13 protein-coding genes are annotated in these 17,510 nt (G+C 72.2%); 10 read left to right on the forward strand and 3 right to left on the reverse strand.

The genetic code is table 11. The features are described from left to right. Positions 1-66 precede the first annotated feature (66 nt). The 3 genes from ACZ9QC_RS28915 to ACZ9QC_RS28925 all read left to right on the forward strand — a co-directional run bounded on the left by ACZ9QC_RS28915 (position 67) and on the right by ACZ9QC_RS28925 (position 2,783). Entirely contained in the window at positions 67-1,230 is a 1,164-nt protein-coding gene (locus tag ACZ9QC_RS28915) for a permease (protein WP_472915783.1), read from the forward strand. Further along, entirely contained in the window at positions 1,227-2,078 is an 852-nt protein-coding gene (locus tag ACZ9QC_RS28920; RefSeq protein ID WP_472915784.1) for a TIGR03943 family putative permease subunit, read from the forward strand. The genes ACZ9QC_RS28915 and ACZ9QC_RS28920 overlap by 4 nt, the downstream gene beginning before the upstream one ends. A 147-nt stretch (positions 2,079-2,225) precedes the next feature. Beyond that, complete coding sequence (locus ACZ9QC_RS28925) at positions 2,226-2,783, forward strand: gamma-glutamylcyclotransferase family protein (protein ID WP_472915785.1); 558 nt, start codon at positions 2,226-2,228, stop codon at positions 2,781-2,783. On the opposite strand, the gene ACZ9QC_RS28930 is transcribed toward ACZ9QC_RS28925, so the two are convergent. Further along, positions 2,780-5,095, reverse strand: coding sequence for a glycoside hydrolase family 36 protein (locus ACZ9QC_RS28930; protein ID WP_472915786.1), 2,316 nt, complete (start codon positions 5,093-5,095; stop codon positions 2,780-2,782). The two genes, ACZ9QC_RS28925 and ACZ9QC_RS28930, sit on opposite strands and share 4 nt — an antisense overlap. Before the next feature lie 238 nt (positions 5,096-5,333). Between ACZ9QC_RS28930 and ACZ9QC_RS28935 the strand changes: the two genes are divergently transcribed. After that, on the forward strand, positions 5,334-5,813 hold the full coding sequence (locus ACZ9QC_RS28935) for a hypothetical protein (protein ID WP_472915787.1): 480 nt from the start codon (positions 5,334-5,336) through the stop codon (positions 5,811-5,813). Here ACZ9QC_RS28935 and ACZ9QC_RS28940 read toward each other — a convergent pair. Beyond that, entirely contained in the window at positions 5,773-8,268 is a 2,496-nt protein-coding gene (locus ACZ9QC_RS28940; protein WP_472915788.1) for a molybdopterin oxidoreductase family protein, read from the reverse strand. The two genes, ACZ9QC_RS28935 and ACZ9QC_RS28940, sit on opposite strands and share 41 nt — an antisense overlap. A gap of 297 nt (positions 8,269-8,565) precedes the next feature. On the opposite strand from ACZ9QC_RS28940, the gene ACZ9QC_RS28945 reads away from it, so the two are divergent. Then, positions 8,566-9,051 (forward strand): hypothetical protein, encoded by a 486-nt coding sequence (locus tag ACZ9QC_RS28945; protein WP_472921841.1) that lies wholly within the window; start codon positions 8,566-8,568, stop codon positions 9,049-9,051. 65 nt (positions 9,052-9,116) lie between these two features. Here the strand turns inward: ACZ9QC_RS28945 and ACZ9QC_RS28950 are convergent, their stop codons facing one another. Then, a complete protein-coding gene (locus ACZ9QC_RS28950) occupies positions 9,117-9,749 on the reverse strand; it encodes a SanA/YdcF family protein (RefSeq protein ID WP_472921842.1) in 633 nt (210 codons plus the stop codon). A gap of 357 nt (positions 9,750-10,106) precedes the next feature. Between ACZ9QC_RS28950 and ACZ9QC_RS28955 the strand changes: the two genes are divergently transcribed. The 5 genes from ACZ9QC_RS28955 (at position 10,107) to ACZ9QC_RS28975 (ending at position 17,412) form a co-directional block, all read left to right on the forward strand. Then, positions 10,107-10,964: a sirohydrochlorin chelatase gene (locus tag ACZ9QC_RS28955; protein ID WP_472915789.1), complete on the forward strand. Its 858-nt coding sequence runs from the start codon at positions 10,107-10,109 to the stop codon at positions 10,962-10,964. Between the two features lie 185 nt (positions 10,965-11,149). Next, a complete protein-coding gene (locus tag ACZ9QC_RS28960; RefSeq protein ID WP_472915790.1) occupies positions 11,150-12,475 on the forward strand; it encodes a deoxyguanosinetriphosphate triphosphohydrolase in 1,326 nt (441 codons plus the stop codon). A 104-nt stretch (positions 12,476-12,579) separates the two neighbouring features. Further along, positions 12,580-13,845 (forward strand): NAD(P)/FAD-dependent oxidoreductase, encoded by a 1,266-nt coding sequence (locus ACZ9QC_RS28965; protein WP_472915791.1) that lies wholly within the window; start codon positions 12,580-12,582, stop codon positions 13,843-13,845. Positions 13,846-13,970: 125 nt separating this feature from the next. Next, complete coding sequence (gene dnaG, locus ACZ9QC_RS28970; protein ID WP_472915792.1) at positions 13,971-15,872, forward strand: DNA primase; 1,902 nt, start codon at positions 13,971-13,973, stop codon at positions 15,870-15,872. Between the two features lie 214 nt (positions 15,873-16,086). Next, a complete protein-coding gene (locus ACZ9QC_RS28975) occupies positions 16,087-17,412 on the forward strand; it encodes an RNA polymerase sigma factor (protein WP_472915793.1) in 1,326 nt (441 codons plus the stop codon). The last annotated feature ends 98 nt before the right edge of the window (positions 17,413-17,510 follow it).

Here is a 17,510-nt window from a genome sequence, read left to right on the forward strand (position 1 = left end):
TATTCGGAGTGGGCACATGCAGACGACAGCAGAACCGGCCGGCCGGACAGGGCTGGGGGAAAGACCGTGACCGAGGCCGCGAGCAGGACCTCGAACAGCACCACCGCGGAAGCGGCCTTCGCCGGGGCGGAGGCCGATGACACCGACGCCGACGCACACCTGAACGCCGCCACCCCCGAGCGCCCCGCCACCCCCGAGAACCCCGAACACCCTGAGAGCGCCGAGAACCTCAAGCGTCCCGAGAACGCCGAGAACACCGAGAACGCCGAGAGCCCCTGGCCCCGTCACTGGCCCCTGCTGCTCCTCGGTGCGGCCCTCGTCCCCGGTGTCGTGCTGTTCGTGGTGGGACGGTGGATGGAGGAGCCGGCGGTTCAGGCGTGGCGGACGGTGTGCCTCTCCATCACCGTGCAGGCGCTGCCGTTCCTGCTGCTCGGGACGGCCCTGTCGGGCGCCATCAACGCCTTCGTCCCGGCGCGCGTGTTCACCCGGGTGCTGCCGAAAAGGCCGGCGCTCGCGGTCCCGATCGCCGGCGCCGCCGGGGTCGTGCTGCCGGGCTGTGAGTGCGCCTCGGTACCGGTCGCGCAGAGCCTGATCCGCCGGGGCGTCGACCCGGCAGCGGCCTTCGCGTTCCTCCTCTCCGCCCCCGCCATCAACCCGATCGTCCTGACCGCCACGGCCATCGCCTTCCCCGGCAGCCCCGCGATGGTGCTGGCCCGGCTGCTCGCCTCCCTCGTCACCGCCGCCGCGATGGGCTGGCTGTGGCTCTGGCTGGGGCGCGCGGAGTGGCTCAAGCCGGTCGCGCGGCACACCGGGCACCGGCCGGGGCAGAGCCGCTGGAACGAGTTCCGGACCGGCTTCCAGCACGACTTCCTGCACGCGGGCGGCTTCCTCGTCGTCGGTGCGATGGCGGCGGCCACGTTCAATGTGCTCGTCCCGCGCACCGTGCTCGACACCTTCGCCGAATCGCCGTGGCTGTCGGTGCTGTTCCTCGCCGCGCTCGCCATCCTCCTCTCGGTGTGCTCCGAGGCGGACGCCTTCGTCGCCGCGTCGCTCACCGGCTTCTCGCCCACCGCGCGGCTGACCTTCATGGTGGTCGGCCCCATGGTCGACCTGAAGCTGATCGCCCTCCAGACGGGCACCTTCGGCCGGGCCTTCGCGGTCCGCTTCTCCGCCGCGACGGTCGTCGTCGCGATCCTGTGCAGCGCGCTGATCGGAGCAGTACTCCTGTGAAACGACCCCTCCAGGCGCTCCTGCTCCTCCTCAGCGGCCTCGGCCTCCTGCACGCGACCCTCGTCACCGACGACTACCTGCGATACGTCAAGCAGGGCATGCACCCCCTCCTCGTGGCCTCGGGTGCACTGCTCCTCGTGCTGGGTGCGGCGGAGGCGTGGTCGCTGTGGAGACCACAAGGAAAAGACGAACGGGAAGCCGATGCCGATGCCGACACCGCCACCACGGACACCGACCCCGGCGACACCGACCCCGCCGCAGGCACCGCCCCCGACGGTCACGGCCACGACCACTCCACCCCGCCCCGCGTCGCCTGGCTCCTGCTCCTCCCCGCGCTGAGCCTGCTCTTCTACGCCCCGCCGGCCATCGGCGCGTACACCGCGTCCCGGGAGGCACCCAAGCCGGTGGCGGTCACGGACCAGGACGACTTCGACCCGCTGCCGAAGACCTCACCGCTCCCGATCACCCTCACCGACTTCACCCGCCGGGTGCAGCAGGACCGCGACCGGGCCATCGACGGCCGCACCGTCGAGATGACGGGCTTCGTCACCCCTGACAAGGGCACGTCCGCCGGGGACAGCGGGGACAGCGGGGACGACGGGACGACCACCTGGTACCTGACCCGCGCCATCTTCAGCTGCTGCGCGGCCGACGCCCAGTTCGTGAAGGTGCGCGTCCACGACGCCCCAGCCCCGCCCGCCGACACCTGGGTCACCCTCACCGGAACCTGGCACCCCTCCGGCACCCTCGGTACGAGCTCCGCCGAGGCGGCCGTCGACGCCGACGCAGTCAAGAAGGTCCCCCGCCCACCCAACGCGTACGCCGACGCCCTCACCCCCACGCGCTGAGCACCGGGAGTCCGCGGTAGGTCCGGTCGCGGACGTCGGAGGTGCCGTACCCGGCGCCTGTCTCCCAGGGACGAGGAGCGAGGAGCGAGGGGCGAGAATCGTTTCTGCAAAGAGTCCCGATCCCCTTGGAGAGGAGAGACGAGAACGGTGCTCCCCATATTCGTCTACGGCACCCTCCGCCCCGGCGAGCCCAACCACGACCTCTTCCTGCGCGGTCGCACCGTCGCGGAGGAACCGGCCCGGATGCGCGGCATGGCGCTCTACGACGGCCCCGGGTATCCGTACGCGGTCGAGTGCCTCGGCGATGGGGCCGCGGACGGAACCGGGACCGTGACCGGAACCGGAACTGGGACCGGGATCGCGCCCGGGACCGTGGCCGGAACCGGGATCGCGACCGGAACCGGAACTGGGACCGGGATCGCGCCCGGGACCGGGGAAAGGCCCGGGGGAGTGGGAGGGGTGAGCGGTGAGGTCGTCACGGCCCTCTCCGAGGACTACGCCGAACTGCTCCGCGTACTCGACCAGTTGGAGGAGTACGCCCCGGGCGACCCCGCGAACCTCTACGAACGGGTGGAACGCCCGGCCGTCCTCGCCGACGGCACGGTCGTACGGGCCTGGGTCTACGTCGCCGCCCCGACCGTCGCGGCCGGACTGCGAGCCAGGGGGAAACTGATCGAGAGCGGGGACTGGCGCCTGCGGAGTTAGCTCCTCACCGGGGTCAGCCTCAGCAGCACGACCGAGGGCGCCTCCGGCAGGCTCACCCGAAGCTCGGCGCCGTGCCACCGAGCCGAGGCCGTCGTCGCCCTCGGATGCAGGATCTCCACCCGTACGCCCCCCGCGCCCACGCCAGGCGGCGTGAAGCACCGTGCGGTGTCCCCTCCCCGACGCCAGACCGTCACGTACACCGGACCCGCGTCCGGTGCCGACGGTCTCAGACCCAGCGCGACCCAGTCGTCCGACCAGCCCGGCAGTCCCAGGGGCCAGAACGGCAGGGCGGTGCGCAGGTCGCCCCGGATCGCCTTGTACGTGTCCAAGGCGTCACGAACCAGACCGAGTTGATGTTCCGTCATACGGTCCAGGCGGCCGGAGAGATGGAGCCGGCCGAGGAGCGCGGAACCGAGCGTGAAGGCGATCTCCTCGTCCGTGCAGGACGGTTGCGGGTACGCCCGGACCGCGCCCTGTTCCGGCGGCACGGCGGTGGGGGCGGAGGCGGCGATCGGCGGACAGCGCAGGGGATCCTGCTGGTCGGAGGTGGACTGGAGCTGGGCCACGGCGAGGGAGGCGCCGTCCATGCGCATACCGCCCGAGGCGCAGTTCTCGATGACCAGGCCGGGGTGGCGGTCCAGGACCGAGGACAGCCAGGCGAGCCAGGCCCGGGAGTGGGCGAGGTGGGCCGGTGCGGAGGTGGTGATGTTGTAGTCGAGTTTGAGGTAGCCGACGCCCCACTCGTCGACGAGACGGTCGACCGTCCCGTCCAGATGGGCGCGGGCCGCCGGATGGGTCAGGTCCAGCTGGTGGCGGCCCTGTTCGGTGACCCGGGTGCCGTCCTCGTGCCGGAGAAAGGCCTCGGCGGGCAGACCGGCGGCGAGCGGACTGCGGACCCCGACGACCTCGGGCTCCAGCCACAGCCCCGGTACCATGCCGCGCTCCCGGATCCGGTCGAGCACGCACCGGATGCCACGGTCGCCGGGGAACCGCCGGACCGACGGCAACCAGGCCCCCGCACTGTCCCACCAGCCCCCGGGCGAGCCACCACCCTCGTGCCCCTCGCCGCGCGCCCTCCCGCCAAGCGCCCCTCCTCCGGGTTCCCCGTCTCCCTCCTCTCCACTCCCTCCGTCGTCGTACCACCCGGCGTCCACGCAGAAGTACTCCGCGCCCACTTCCGCCGCCGCGTCGATCAGCGGGAGCAGTTTCTCGGTGGTCGGGTCGCCCATGCGGGTGTTCACGCAGTCGTTGAAGATCACCGGCAGTCGGGTGTGGTCCGGGTGCGGGCGGCGTACGACGCGGCGGTAGGAGGTCAGCGCGGCCAGGGCGCCGTCGAAGCGGTCGCCGAGGGCGAGGGCGGCCCACTCGGAGATGAACTCGGCCCCGGGCGCCAGTACTTGGCGCCACTGGTGCTCGTCGTGGGTAGGGCCGCCGAGGGCCAGATACGTCTGCCCCGCCGACTCGCCGGCCTCCCAGACCCAGCTGGACGCCGACTCGATCTGCCACAGCCAGCAACGGTCGTCCGTACGGTGGCGGAGCGCGCCCATCGCGAGATGCCCGTCCGTGGGCCAGCTGCCGCGTCCGGCGAGCCGGGCCGCCGCGTGCCCGGTGCCGCCGTGCACCGTGTGGTTGACGTCGGGGACGGAGTCCCGCAGCGGCTCGGTGTACCAACGGCACTCCGCGAGCCAGTCGTTGCGTGCGCGGAGGACGGACAGGTCGTCGGGGGAGGGGAGTCCGCCGAGGAGGAGGCTGCCGAGGGAGCGTACGGTGACCGACCCGGACCCGTCGTTGCGCAGCCGGACCCGGGAGCGCAGCACGGAGGTGCCGTCCGGTGAGGCGTACTCGACGAAGGCGGTCAACCCGGTGACGGGGTCGTGGAGTTCGAAGGTCAGCCGATGCCACCGCACGCGGTCGGACGAACCGCCAACCGAATCGCCAACCGAACCACCAACCGAACCGCCAACCGAACCACCTGCCGAACCCTCCTGCTCCGCAGTCGCGTTGTCGGGCCCGGGACCGCAAGTGGAGTGATGGGCACGGTACTTCAGGCGGGCGCCGATCGCCGTGCCGGTGAAGCGGGGTCTGGCCCAGCCGGTGCCGTCGCCGAGCAGGACCAGGTCGACCAGGGGCAGTGAGGGGGCGGCCTTGGTCTCCTCGGGGCCGGGCTCGGGGTCGTCGGGGCGACGGAAGCGCAGCAGCCGGGGAGTGTCTCCGCTGAGGTCGAAGTCGGCGGTCAGTGCGGAGTGGCCCCAGCGGTAGGAGAGGCTCCACGGAAACGCGTCGGTCCACCGGTGACTGTCGTGCTGCGGCATGTGATCCCCCCGGGTCGGCTGTGCCCCAAGTGTTCACGGCGAGCTGTGCGTCCGCTGTCCCCATCGTGTGCGAAGCGGCGGGTCGACCACACAGGATCTACGTATCCGAAAGCATGAACGTTCAAGCAGGCGGGGTGTCGATGCAGATCATCACAGCCACATCAGCACCGATGCGGCGAGCAGAGGAGCCCCGCCTTGCTTGTCGGGCGGGCTACCCGGTCCTTCAGGGCCGGGGTGAATGCCCGTTGTGCCCGGCTGCGGCTGGGTCCGCTTCCGTCTCAGTGCCAAGGGCGAGGGGGCGAAGCTGCCCGAGGCGAAGACGTTCCGCGTCACGCTCAGGAACGGGCGGTGGCACATCGCGTTCGCCGTGATTCCTGATCCGGTCGAGGGGCCGGGCAAGGATGAGGTGACCGGCATCGACCTGGGTGTCGCGGTCACTTGCCGCCCCTTCGACGGCCGGAAGCTGAACTGTCCCCAGCTCACCCCTCGTGAGCGGGCGCAGATCCGCAAGCACCAGCGGCGGGCTGCGCGCGTGAACGGGGCGGCCGTCGTCGTGGTGGGCAAGAGGGTGGCGGGGGTCACCGCCGAGCACCTCGCGCCGATCGGCGTCAGTGACCTGCAGACCGACACGTCCGGTGTGGCCCGCCCGCCGGCCCGCCCTCCGGGCCCCGCCGCCCCTACTTCTCCACCGCCTCCAAGCGCACCGCGCACGTCTTGAACTCCGGCATCCGGGAGGTGGGGTCGAGGGCGGGGTTGGTGAGGGTGTTGGCGCGGCCCTCGCCCGGCCAGTGGAACGGCATGAAGACCGTGTCCGGGCGGATGGTGGTCGTGATGCGGGCCGGGGCGACGGCCCGACCCCGGCGGGAGACCACGGCCACCGGGTCGCCCTCCGCCGCGCCGAGCCGCTCGGCCAACCGGGGGTGCAGCTCCACGAAGGGCCCGGGCGCGGCGGAGTTGAGCTCGTCGACCCGCCGGGTCTGGGCGCCCGACTGGTACTGGGCGACCACGCGTCCGGTGGTGAGCAGCACCGGGTACTCCGCGTCCGGTTCCTCGGCCGACGCCCGGTGCGAGACGGGCACGAACCGGGCCCGGCCGTCCTCGGTGGCGAACCGGTCGAGAAAGAGCCGCGGCGTCCCGGGATGCACCTCGGCGGACTCCACGGGGCTTCCGCCCCCGCCCACCACCTGTTCCGCGGCCGGGTCTGTTCCGGCGCCCGTCATCTGCTGCGCCCCGGCGTCCGCGGCCTGGTCTGTTCCGGCGCCCGTCATCTGCTGCGCCCCGGCGCCCGCGGCCTGGTCTGTTCCGGCGCCCGTCATCTGCTCCGCCCCGGCGCCCGCGGCCGGGCCTGTTCCGGCGCCCGTCACCTGCTCCGCCCCGCCGCCCGCGGCCGGGCCCGTTCCGGCGCCCGCCGCCGAGTCTGCCGAGTCCGTCCCGCCGCCCGGCACAGGGCGCGCCTCGGTACTCGACGCCGCCTCCCCCTCGTTCCCCGGCGTCGCCTCCCCCTGGTTCCCCGGCGCCGCCTCCCTCTGGTTCCCCGGCGTCGCCTCCCCCTGGTTCCCCGGCGTCGGGCAGGGCCAGAACACCCCGTTCTCCTCGGCCAGTCGGCGGTAGGTGATGCCCGAGTAGTCGGCGAGCCCGCCCGCGCTCGCCCGGCGCAGCTCCTCGAAGACCTCCTCGGCGTCGGTCGGGAACCCCTTCTCGACACCCAGCCGGTCGGCCAGCTCGTGCATGACCTCCAGGTCGCTGCGGACCCCCTCGGGCGGCGTGATCGCGCGCCGCCGCAGCAGCACCCGGCCCTCCAGGTTGGTGATCGTGCCGGTCTCCTCGGCCCACTGCGTCACCGGCAGCACCACGTCCGCCAGCGCTGCCGTCTCCGACAGCACGACATCGCACACCGCGAGGAAGTCCAGCGACCTGATCCGCTCCTCGATGTGCGCGGCGCGCGGCGCCGACACCACCGGGTTGGAGCCCATCAGCAGCAGCGACTTGATGTCACCGCCGAGCGCGTCCAGCAGCTCGTACGCGCTGCGCCCCGGCCCGGGCAGGCTGTCGGGGTCCACGCCCCAGACCTCGGCGACGTGCCGCCGTGCCTCGGGGTCGACCAGCTTGCGGTACCCCGGCAGCTGGTCGGCCTTCTGGCCGTGCTCGCGCCCGCCCTGCCCGTTGCCCTGCCCGGTGAGGCAGCCGTACCCGGACAGCGGCCGCCCGGCCCGCCCCGTCGCCAGCGTCAGGTTGATCCACGCGCCGACCGTGTCCGTGCCCTTGGACTGCTGCTCGGGCCCGCGCGCGGTGAGCACCATCGCGTGCTCGGGCTCGCAGAACAGCCGTACCGCCTCGCGGAGTTGGGGGACGGAGACCCCCGTGATCCGTTCCACGTACTCCGGCCAGTGCGCCATGGCGGCCGCCCGGGCCTCCTCCCAGCCGCTGGTCCGCTCCCGGATGTAGTCCTCGTCCACCCGCCCCTCGGCCACGATCAGATGCAGCAGGCCGAGCGCGAGGGCGAGGTCGGTGCCGGGGCGCGGCGACAGATGCAGATCGGCCTGCTCGGCCGTACGCGTGCGGCGCGGATCGATGACGATCAGCGTGCCGCCGTTCTCCTTCAGCTCGGTGAGATAGCGCAGCGCCGGCGGCATGGTCTCCGCGAGGTTGGACCCGACGAGGACGACACACCCCGTCCTCGGGATGTCCTCCAGCGGGAAGGGCAGCCCCCGGTCCAGGCCGAAGGCCTTCGTCCCGGCGGCCGCGGCCGAGGACATGCAGAACCGGCCGTTGTAGTCGATCTGGGAGGTGCCGAGGACGATCCGCGCGAACTTGCCGAGCAGATACGCCTTCTCGTTCGTCAGCCCGCCGCCGCCGAACACTCCGCACGCGTCCGGGCCATGTTCCGTACGCGTACGGGTGAGTTCCTCGGCGATCCGGTCGAGTGCCTCGTCCCAGGAGGCGGGTTCCAGGTTGCCCGCCCTTCTGACCAAGGGACCGGTCAGCCTGACCCGGGACGAGAGCACAGCCGGGGCCGTACGACCCTTGCCGCACAGTGCTCCCCGGTTCACCGGGAAGTCCGCGCGCTCCGTGACCACTACGACCCCTTCGGTCCCGTCCGCACCGGGCGTCAGGTTCATCCCGCACTGCAGGGCGCAGTACGGGCAGTGGGTGGGCGTCGCGGAGTTCGGCATACCGCTCAGCGTGCGTCGCACGTGTTACGCGCCGGGACGCCCCTCGTTACGCGACCGGCACGGGGACCTCCCGGCGGCGTCGGGCGCGGCGTGAGGAAGCGGGTGCCGCCGGATGTCGCGATTCTGTCACCGTATGTGGTCACCTTGCCGCTTTCCGTGCATCCGTTCGGGCCCCGCGTGCTAAGAACTACGGGCGTCACAGACACGGGGGTCGTGCTGCGAGCCCCGTGTGGCGCACGACCTGTCACCCGGCCCGCACGCGGGCCGCAGGGGGAAGAGGACCACCACGTGAACCGTATGCGCACCACCGCCGCCGTCCTGGGTGCCGTCGGCGCCCTGACCGCCACTCAGCTCGGCCTCGCCGGAGCCGCCTCCGCCGCGCCGCAGGCCGCCGGCTGTCCGCTCGAACTCAGCTCGCCGAAGAACTTCACCCTGGACGCGAAGAACCGGGTGCAGGGCGGCCTCTACTTCGCGCTCAAGAACAAGAGCAAGACCGCGAGCTTCAAGGACGTCAGCCTGAAGGTCAGCAAGCCCGTCAACCTGACCTTCACCTACGCCACGCCCACCAAGGGCAGCAAGATCACCAAGCGCACCTCGAAGGTCGCCACCGTCTACACCAAGAAACTGAAGCCGAAGGGCACCACCGGGCTGCGCATCAGCGCCTACATGACCAACAGCAGGAAGCCCTACGAGGTCCGCTTCACCCTCCACGGCAAGACCGCCGCCGGCAAGCAGTGGGGCTGCGCGGTGGACCAGGGCTGGTGGGGCTCCATCAAGCACTAGGGGGCCACCGGCGGAGGCTGCGACAGCCCGCACAGGGCCCTCGACGCACCCTCTACCGCCACCCTCTACTGCCCTTCCGAAGGCCCCCGCCCCGCCGACGCGAGCGCCTTCTCGACCCCCGTTTCCTCCGGTCCGAGGAAGCGGGGGTCCGGCTCGAACAGGGCGTCCAGGGAGGCCTTGCCCGCCGCGAACAGCTCCCGGGTGGCCCCGTAGTACCAGGTCCCGTCGTGCCGGTCCTGCACGCCGACGCCGTACGACTCGACGCCCGCCTCCTCGCACAGCGCGACCGCCCGGCGTATGTGGAAGCCCTGGCTGACGAGCACCGCCCGGTCCACGCCGAAGATCTTCTTGGCGCGGACGCAGGAGTCCCAGGTGTCGAACCCGGCGTAGTCGCTGACGATCCGGTCGTCCGGCACGCCGTGCTCGGTGAGATAGCCGCGCATCGCGTCCGGCTCGTCGTACTCCACGCGGCTGTTGTCCCCGGTGACCAGGACCACATTGATCCGGCCCGACCGGTACAGCTCGGCCGCCGCGTCCAGCCGGCGCGCGAGATACGGGGACGGCTCGCCCTGCCAGAGCCCGGCGCCGAAGACCACCGCGACCTCGGTGCGCGGCGCGTCGGCCGTGGTCCGCAGCCGGTCGGCCGCCGCCGTGTACATCCAGGTCGAGGGCAGCAGCGCCAGCACGCACAGCAGCATCACCGCCTGCACGGCCCGCCGCCGCCCCGCCCGCGTACGCGGCAGCCGAACGGCGCGCGCGATCCGCCCGATACGCCTCACTGCGCCCCCGTCCCCTCGGACCCGCTCACGTGTCCTGTTTGTTTCCGGTTGTCTCCGGCGGGCCCGTCCGGTCCCGCCCGGGCCCGCCCACTCGACCAACGAAGACGTCAGTCACGGAGATCCGGTTCACCGCTCAGCGTGACAAGCTTCACCCGAGCGAGTGGAAAGACCAGGTCACGGAGGTTCACACCGCCGTACCGCGCGCGGTGAAGTGCCGGAAAAGACCCGTCACCACCGCGCAACGGGGAGGCAACGTCCTCCCGACACCATCGGTGCATGACGGCGACGACGAGCAAGTCGAACGCGGACCTCGACAGTACGGCGCACATCATGAACCTGATCAGTGACCAGCTGGCCACCCAGCTCAGCCTCGTCTTCCGCGACGGAACCCGGCGCCCCGCCCCACCGGCGCTCGTCCTGGTCGCGCACGGCAGCCGCGACCCGCGCGCCCCGGCGACCGTTCGCACCCTCATGGAGCGCATCCGCGAGCAGCGCCCCGGCCTCGCCGTGCACCTCGGCCACATCGAGTTGAACGAGCCCCTGCTCCCCGACACCCTGGCCGCCCTCGGCGACCGGGAAGCCGTCCTCGTCCCCCTCCTCCTCAGCCGCGGCTACCACGTCAAGCAGGACATCCCGGAGATGGCCGCGGCCGCCCAGGCCCGCACCCGCCTGGCCGCCCCCCTCGGCCCGCACCCCCTCCTCGTCGACGCCCTGCACGCCCGCCTCGTCGAGGCCGGCTGGCGCACCCGCATGAGCGCGGCCCGGCGCCGGGGGAGCGCGGTCGTCCTCGCCGCCGCCGGCTCCCGCGACCCCGAGGCCGCCCTGGACACCGGCCGCACGGCCCGCCTCCTAGCCGACCGCCTGGGCGTCCCGGTCCTCCCCGCCTACGCCTCCGCGGCGTCCCCCACCGTCCCCGAGGCCGTCCGCACCCTCACCGCCGCGGGCCACACCCACGTGGCGGTCGCGTCCTACTTCACGGCCCCGGGCCGCTTCGCGACGGAATGCGCGGCGGCGGCCCCAGGGATCGCGGCGGCCCCGCTGGGCACACACCCCGCGATGGCAAGCCTGGTACTGCACCGCTACGACGAGACCCTGACCGGGACAAGGTCCCTGCCGGCATTGGCATCGGCATAGGGATCCCCGGAACCCCGGGCTGACGGGAGCGCCCGGAAGGGGCGCGGGGCTGTGTCGAATGTGCGGCTCCGCCGCGTGGGCGCGACCAGCCACCACCCTCTCGCACCCACCCGCACCCGCCCGAAAACCGAACCCGGCGGACGAGTAGGCACCCTTATGTCACTCCCGCCCCGTACTGTCGAATCATGGAAGGCACAACACCCCCCACCCACGACACCCCCGCGAGCCACGACACCCCGGCCGACTACGACCCGCCCTCCGCGGAGCGCTACGCCCCGGAGCCCGACAAACGCCCCGGCCGCACCGCCTTCCAGCGCGACCGCGCCCGCGTACTGCACTCCGCTGCCCTGCGCAGACTCGCCGGCAAGACCCAGGTCGTCACCCCCGGCACCCGCTCCCACGTCTGGGACGCCAGCCCCCGCACCCGCCTCACCCACTCCCTGGAGTGCGCGCAGGTGGGCCGCGAGCTGGGCGCCGCCCTCGGCTGCGACCCCGACCTCGTGGAGGCCGCCTGCCTCTCGCACGACCTCGGCCACCCCCCTTTCGGTCACAACGGCGAACAGGCACTCAACGAATTCGCCGAGGACTGCGGCGGTTTCGAGGGCAACGCGCAGTCCCTGCGCCTGCTGACCCGCATCGAGCCCAAGCGCTTCGTGCGGTCCCCCGAGTCCGGCGACCTCGTCAGCGTCGGCCTCAACCTCACCCGCGCCGCCCTGGACGCCGCCACCAAGTACCCCTGGCCGCGCGGCGGTCACCCCACCGACCCCAAGTCGCCCAAGTTCGGCGTGTACGACGACGACCGGCCCGTATTCGACTGGGTCCGCAAGGACGCCCCCGGCACGAGCACGACCTTCGAGGCCCAGGTCATGGACTGGTCCGACGACGTGGCGTACTCCGTGCACGACGTAGAGGACGGCCTGCACGCGGGCCACATCGACCCCAACTGCCTGCACGCGGAGCCCGAACGCCGAGCGGTCTTCGAGGTGGCCCGCGGCCGGTACGTCCCCGCGGACACCGACCCGGCCGAGCTCGCCGCCGCCCTCGACCGCCTCCTCGACCAGGAGTGGTGGCCCCACGGCTACGACGGAACGGCGGTCGCCCAGGCCCGGTTGAAGGACGCCACCAGCCAGCTCATCGGCCGCTTCTGCCTCGCCGCCGAGGGCGCCACCCGGCAGGCGTACGGCAGCGGCCCCCTCACCCGGTACGCCGCCGAACTGGTCGTCCCGCGCGAGGCGCGGCTGGAGTGTGCGGTCCTCAAGGCCGTCGCCGACCGCTATGTGATGCAGCGGGCCGAGCAGGAGCGGCTCCGCGCGGACCAGCGGATCGTCGTGGCCGAACTGGCCGAGGCGCTCACCGCCCGCGCGCCGGAGGGACTCGAACCCCAGTTCCGCGCACTGTTCGACTCGGCCCCGGACGACCGCGCCCGCAAGCGGGTGATCGTCGACCAGATCGCTTCCCTCACCGACACCTCCGCCCGCGCGCTGCACGCGAGACTGACGGGGCGGAAGTGACGAAAACGTGACCCTGCGTGGCCTGATCGGGTCACTACCCCTTCCCGCATCACGCTCCGTGCGGGACGCTCGCATGTGGACGCACCCTTAAGAGGAGGCATCAAGTGGTCGACGCGGATCAGACATTCGTCATCGTCGGAGGCGGTCTCGCCGGCGCGAAAGCGGCCGAGACGCTCCGAGCGGAGGGCTTCACCGGCCGCGTGATACTGATCTGCGACGAACGCGACCACCCCTACGAGCGCCCGCCGCTCTCCAAGGGCTATCTGCTCGGCAAGGAGGAGCGCGACAGCGTCTTCGTCCACGAGCCGTCCTGGTACGCGCGCAACGACATCGAACTCCACCTCGGCCAGACCGTCGACGCGATCGACCGCACGGCCAGGACCGTCCGCTTCGGCGACGACGGCACCCTCGTCCACTACGACAAACTGCTGCTCGCGACCGGCGCCGAGCCCCGCCGCCTGGACATCCCGGGCACCGATCTCGCGGGTGTCCATCATCTGCGCCGCCTCGCCCACGCCGAGCGCCTCAAGGGCGTCCTCGCCGCCCTCGGCCGGGACAACGGCCACCTCGTGATCGCGGGCGCCGGCTGGATCGGCCTGGAAGTGGCGGCGGCGGCCCGCGAGTACGGCGCGGAGGTCACCGTCGTCGAGCCGGAGCCGACGCCCCTGCACGGCGTCCTCGGCCCCGAGCTGGGCAACCTCTTCGCCGAGCTGCACCGCGAGCGCGGCGTCCGCTTCCACTTCGGCGCGAGGCTCACGGAGATCGTCGGCCAGGACGGGATGGTCCTGGCGGCCCGCACGGACACGGGGGAGGAGCACCCGGCCCACGACGTCCTCGCGGCCATCGGCGCGGGTCCGCGCACGGGCTTGGCCGAAGCGGCGGGGCTGGAGGTGGCCGACCGGTCACAGGGCGGTGGCATCCTGGTGGACGCGGGGCTCCGTACGTCCGATCCCTCCATCTACGCCGCCGGTGACGTCGTCTCCTTCCCGCACGCCCTCTTCGACACCCGACTGCGGGTCGAGCACTGGGCCAACGCGCTCAACGGCGGCCCGGCCGCCGCCCGCTCGATGCTCGGCAAGGACGTCACCTACGACCGGGTGCCCTACTTCTTCTCCGACCAGTACGACCTGGGGATGGAGTACTCGGGGTGGGCGCCGCCCGGATCGTACGACCAGGTGCTGATCCGGGGGGACGCGGGGAAGCGGGAGTTCATCGCGTTCTGGGTGAAGGAGGGGCGGGTCCTCGCCGGGATGAACGTGAACGTGTGGGATGTCACTGAGCCGATCCAGAAGCTGATCCGGTCCCGGGAGCGGGTCGATGTGGACGCGCTGTCGAATCCCCAGGTTCCGTTGGAGAGTCTGACCGCCTAGCCGTCTGCGGGGTGGGGCGCGCGGGCGACCGCGGGTGGTTCGTGGTTGCTCGCGCGGTCCCCCGTGCCCCTTCGGGGCGCCGCCCGTGCCCCATGGTTGTCAGTGGACCACCGTAGAATCTCCGCGTGGCAGGACGGATCAACGACGAGGACGTGAAGGCGGTACGGGACGCGGTCCCGATCGACGCCGTGGTGTCCGAGTACCTCCAGCTGCGCAACGCGGGCGGCGGGAACCTCAAGGGCCTCTGCCCGTTCCACGACGAGAAGTCGCCGTCCTTCCAGGTCAGCCCGAGCAAGGGCCTCTTCCACTGCTTCGGCTGCCAGGAGGGCGGCGACACCATCACGTTCGTGATGAAGGTCGACCACCTGTCCTTCTCGGAGGCCGTCGAGCGCCTGGCCGGCCAGGCCGGCATCACCCTCAGGTACGAGGAGGGCGGGTACAACCCCTCCCACCAGCGCGGCGAGCGGATCCGTCTGGTCGAGGCCCACAAGATCGCCGCCGAGTGGTACGCGGAACAGCTCGCCACCAGCCCCGAGGCCGACACCGGCCGGATCTTCCTCGCCGAGCGCGGCTTCGACCAGGCCGCCGCCGTCCACTTCGGCGTCGGCTACAGCCCCCAGGGCTGGGACCACCTCACCCGCTTCCTGCGCGGCAAGGGCTTCACCGACAAGGAACTGCTCCTGTCCGGCCTCTCCCAGGAGGGTCGCCGGGGCCCGATCGACCGTTTCCGGGGCCGCCTGATGTGGCCCATCCGCGACATCGGCGGAGACGTGGTCGGCTTCGGCGCCCGCAAGCTCTACGAGGCGGACAACGGCCCGAAGTACCTGAACACCCCCGACACCGCGATCTACCGCAAGTCCCAGGTCCTCTACGGCATCGACCTCGCCAAGAAGGACATCGCCAAGGCCAGCCGGGCCGTCGTCGTCGAGGGCTACACCGACGTCATGGCCTGCCACCTCGCCGGGGTCACCACGGCCATCGCCACCTGCGGCACGGCCTTCGGCAGCGACCACATCAAGATCCTCCGTCGGCTGCTGATGGACAACGGCTCGGCCCGTGTGATCTTCACCTTCGACGGCGACGCGGCCGGCCAGAAGGCGGCCCTGCGCGCCTTCGAGGACGACCAGAAGTTCGCCGCCGAGACCTACATCGCGATCGCCCCCGACGGCATGGACCCCTGCGAACTGCGCCTCGCGAAGGGCGATGACGCGGTGGTCGAGCTGACCGAACCCCGCACCCCGCTCTTCGAGTTCGCCCTCCGTCAGATCGTCGCCCGCTACGACCTGGAGACCCCCGCAGGGCGGGCCGCCGCCCTCGACGAGGCCGCCCCGATCGTGGCCCGCATCAAGAACAGCGGCGCCCAGCACGAGGTCGCCGTGGAACTCGCCGGCATGCTCGGCATCCTCGACACCCAGTTCGTCGTCAAGCGCGTCGCCCAGCTGGCCCGCTGGGCCCGCGACCGGGGCGGCCAGGGCCCGGCCCCGTCCGCCCAGCGCACCGCCCAGCCGTACGAGTCCACCTCCCGGCCCCCGTCCGGCCCCGCCCTCACCCTCCGCAACCCGGTCTTCGCCACCGAGCGCGAACTCCTCAAACTCGCCCTCCAGCGCCCCGAGTTGGTGGCCCCCGCGTTCGACGCGTACGGCGTCGACGAGTTCACCGCCGCCCCCTACGCGGCCGTCCGTGAGGCGATCATCGAGGCGGGCGGCGTGGAGTACGGCGCCGAGGACCCGCAGGAGTACCTCGTCCGCGTCCGCGAGGCGGCACCCGACGACACGGTGCGGGCCATGGTGACCGAGCTGGCGGTCGAGGCGATCATGCGCAAGACGGTCGACGACGTCTACGCGGGCGCACAACTGGTCACCGTGCGCCGCCGGGCCGTCGAACGCCGGGTGCGCGACGTCCAGGGCAGCCTGGCGAGGGCGGCCGCCCAGGGCGACCCCGCCCAGCTGGCCGCCGTCCAGAACGAGTTGTGGGTCCTCCAGCAGTACGACCAGGCATTGCGGGAGCGGGGCGCGGAGGCGCTCTGACCCCGCGACGGTTCGCGCCCCCGGCCGCGCACGTCCCCGCAGCACATGCCAATCCGCGCCGGAGCCACCCCGCTCCGTACGGCCTTCAAGCTGTTTGCGGCCCGCCCAGCAGCGCACTCGTGCAGCACGGTAACCGTGCGGTCACGGGCCGGACGCAAAAAGTCACCGCACGCCCCTCGTGGCGGCTGTGTGTCGTACTCCACACTGGGTTGCGGTGCCTGAGTCCTCGGAGCGCGGCCGACCCGTCCCCCATGGGTCCAAGATCCCCGCGGTTCCGCTCGATGAGTACGGGATGGACGGCGGCGAGGCCGCCCGCGTCATCCCAGACGTACCGCTGCCGTACGCCCTGGCAGCGACATTCCTGGAGGTCGCCCCCGTGCAGACCCAGACCCTCATACAGAACGACACCAGTACGGCCATCGGTACCGACGGCTCGGAGCCGGCCGCGGAGACCGATGTCATCCCTGCGGTGCCCGCCCAGAGCCGCGCCGCGCACCACCCCGAGGCGGTCCCGGACGGCCCGCCCGATCTGGACGAACCGCCCGCCGCGGTGGTCGAGGCCCTGGAGACGGCCGACACCCCGGAGCCCGAGCCCGTGGAACTGCCGCGCGCCCGCGCGGACACCAGCGGCCCGTCCTCCGACCTCTTCCGCCAGTATCTGCGCGAGATCGGCCGCATCCCCCTCCTGACGGCCGCGGAGGAAGTGGAGCTGGCCCGCCGCGTCGAGGCCGGCCTCTTCGCCGAGGAGCGGCTCGGCAACGCCCGCGACCTCGACACCGAGCTGGCCCTCGACCTCGACAAGCTGGTCGTCATGGGCCGCATGGCCAAGCGCCGCCTGATCGAGGCGAACCTGCGGCTCGTCGTCTCCGTGGCGAAGCGTTACGTCGGCCGCGGTCTGACCATGCTGGACCTGGTGCAGGAAGGAAACCTGGGCCTCATCCGGGCCGTCGAGAAGTTCGACTACGCGCGCGGCTACAAGTTCTCGACCTACGCGACCTGGTGGATCCGCCAGGCCATGTCCCGCGCGCTGGCCGACCAGGCCCGCACCATCCGGGTCCCGGTCCACGTGGTCGAGCTGATCAACCGGGTCGTCCGAGTCCAACGCCGCATGCTCCAGGAGCGGGGCTACGAGCCCACGTCGGAGGAAGTGGCCGCCCACCTCGACCTCGCCCCCGAACGCGTCAGCGAGGTCCTCCGCCTCGCCCAGGAACCGGTCTCCCTCCACGCCCCGGTCGGTGAGGAGGACGACGTGGCCCTCGGCGACCTCATCGAGGACGGCGACGCGGCGAGCCCCGTGGAGTCGGCCGCGTTCCTGCTGCTGCGCGAACACCTGGAGGCGGTCCTCTCCACCTTGGGCGAGCGGGAGCGCAAGGTGGTCCAACTCCGCTACGGCCTCGCCGACGGCCGCCCCCGCACGCTGGAGGAGATCGGCCGCATCTTCGGCGTGACCCGGGAACGCATACGGCAGATCGAGTCCAAGACCCTGAACAAACTGAGGGACCACGCCTTCGCGGACCAGCTGAGGGGTTACCTGGACTGAGGGGGCGCGTTGTCGGGTGCGGGTCCGGTGGGGCTTCTCGCGCAGTTCCCCGCGCCCCTGAAAAAAGCGGGGCTGCGTCCCGGCTTTTTTCGGGCCCG

This window comes from Streptomyces sp. HUAS MS02, from assembly GCF_055702265.1.

Coding starts and splice junctions, on each gene's coding strand:
- ACZ9QC_RS28935 (WP_472915787.1), top strand. CDS start 5,334: ATGCCCGTTGTGCCCGGCTGCGGCTGGGTCCGCTTCCGTCTCAGTGCC.
- ACZ9QC_RS28955 (WP_472915789.1), top strand. CDS start 10,107: ATGACGGCGACGACGAGCAAGTCGAACGCGGACCTCGACAGTACGGCG.
- ACZ9QC_RS28930 (WP_472915786.1), bottom strand. CDS start 5,095: ATGCCGCAGCACGACAGTCACCGGTGGACCGACGCGTTTCCGTGGAGC.
- ACZ9QC_RS28960 (WP_472915790.1), top strand. CDS start 11,150: ATGGAAGGCACAACACCCCCCACCCACGACACCCCCGCGAGCCACGAC.
- ACZ9QC_RS28940 (WP_472915788.1), bottom strand. CDS start 8,268: ATGCCGAACTCCGCGACGCCCACCCACTGCCCGTACTGCGCCCTGCAG.
- ACZ9QC_RS28945 (WP_472921841.1), top strand. CDS start 8,566: ATGCGCACCACCGCCGCCGTCCTGGGTGCCGTCGGCGCCCTGACCGCC.
- ACZ9QC_RS28950 (WP_472921842.1), bottom strand. CDS start 9,749: ATGCTGCTGTGCGTGCTGGCGCTGCTGCCCTCGACCTGGATGTACACG.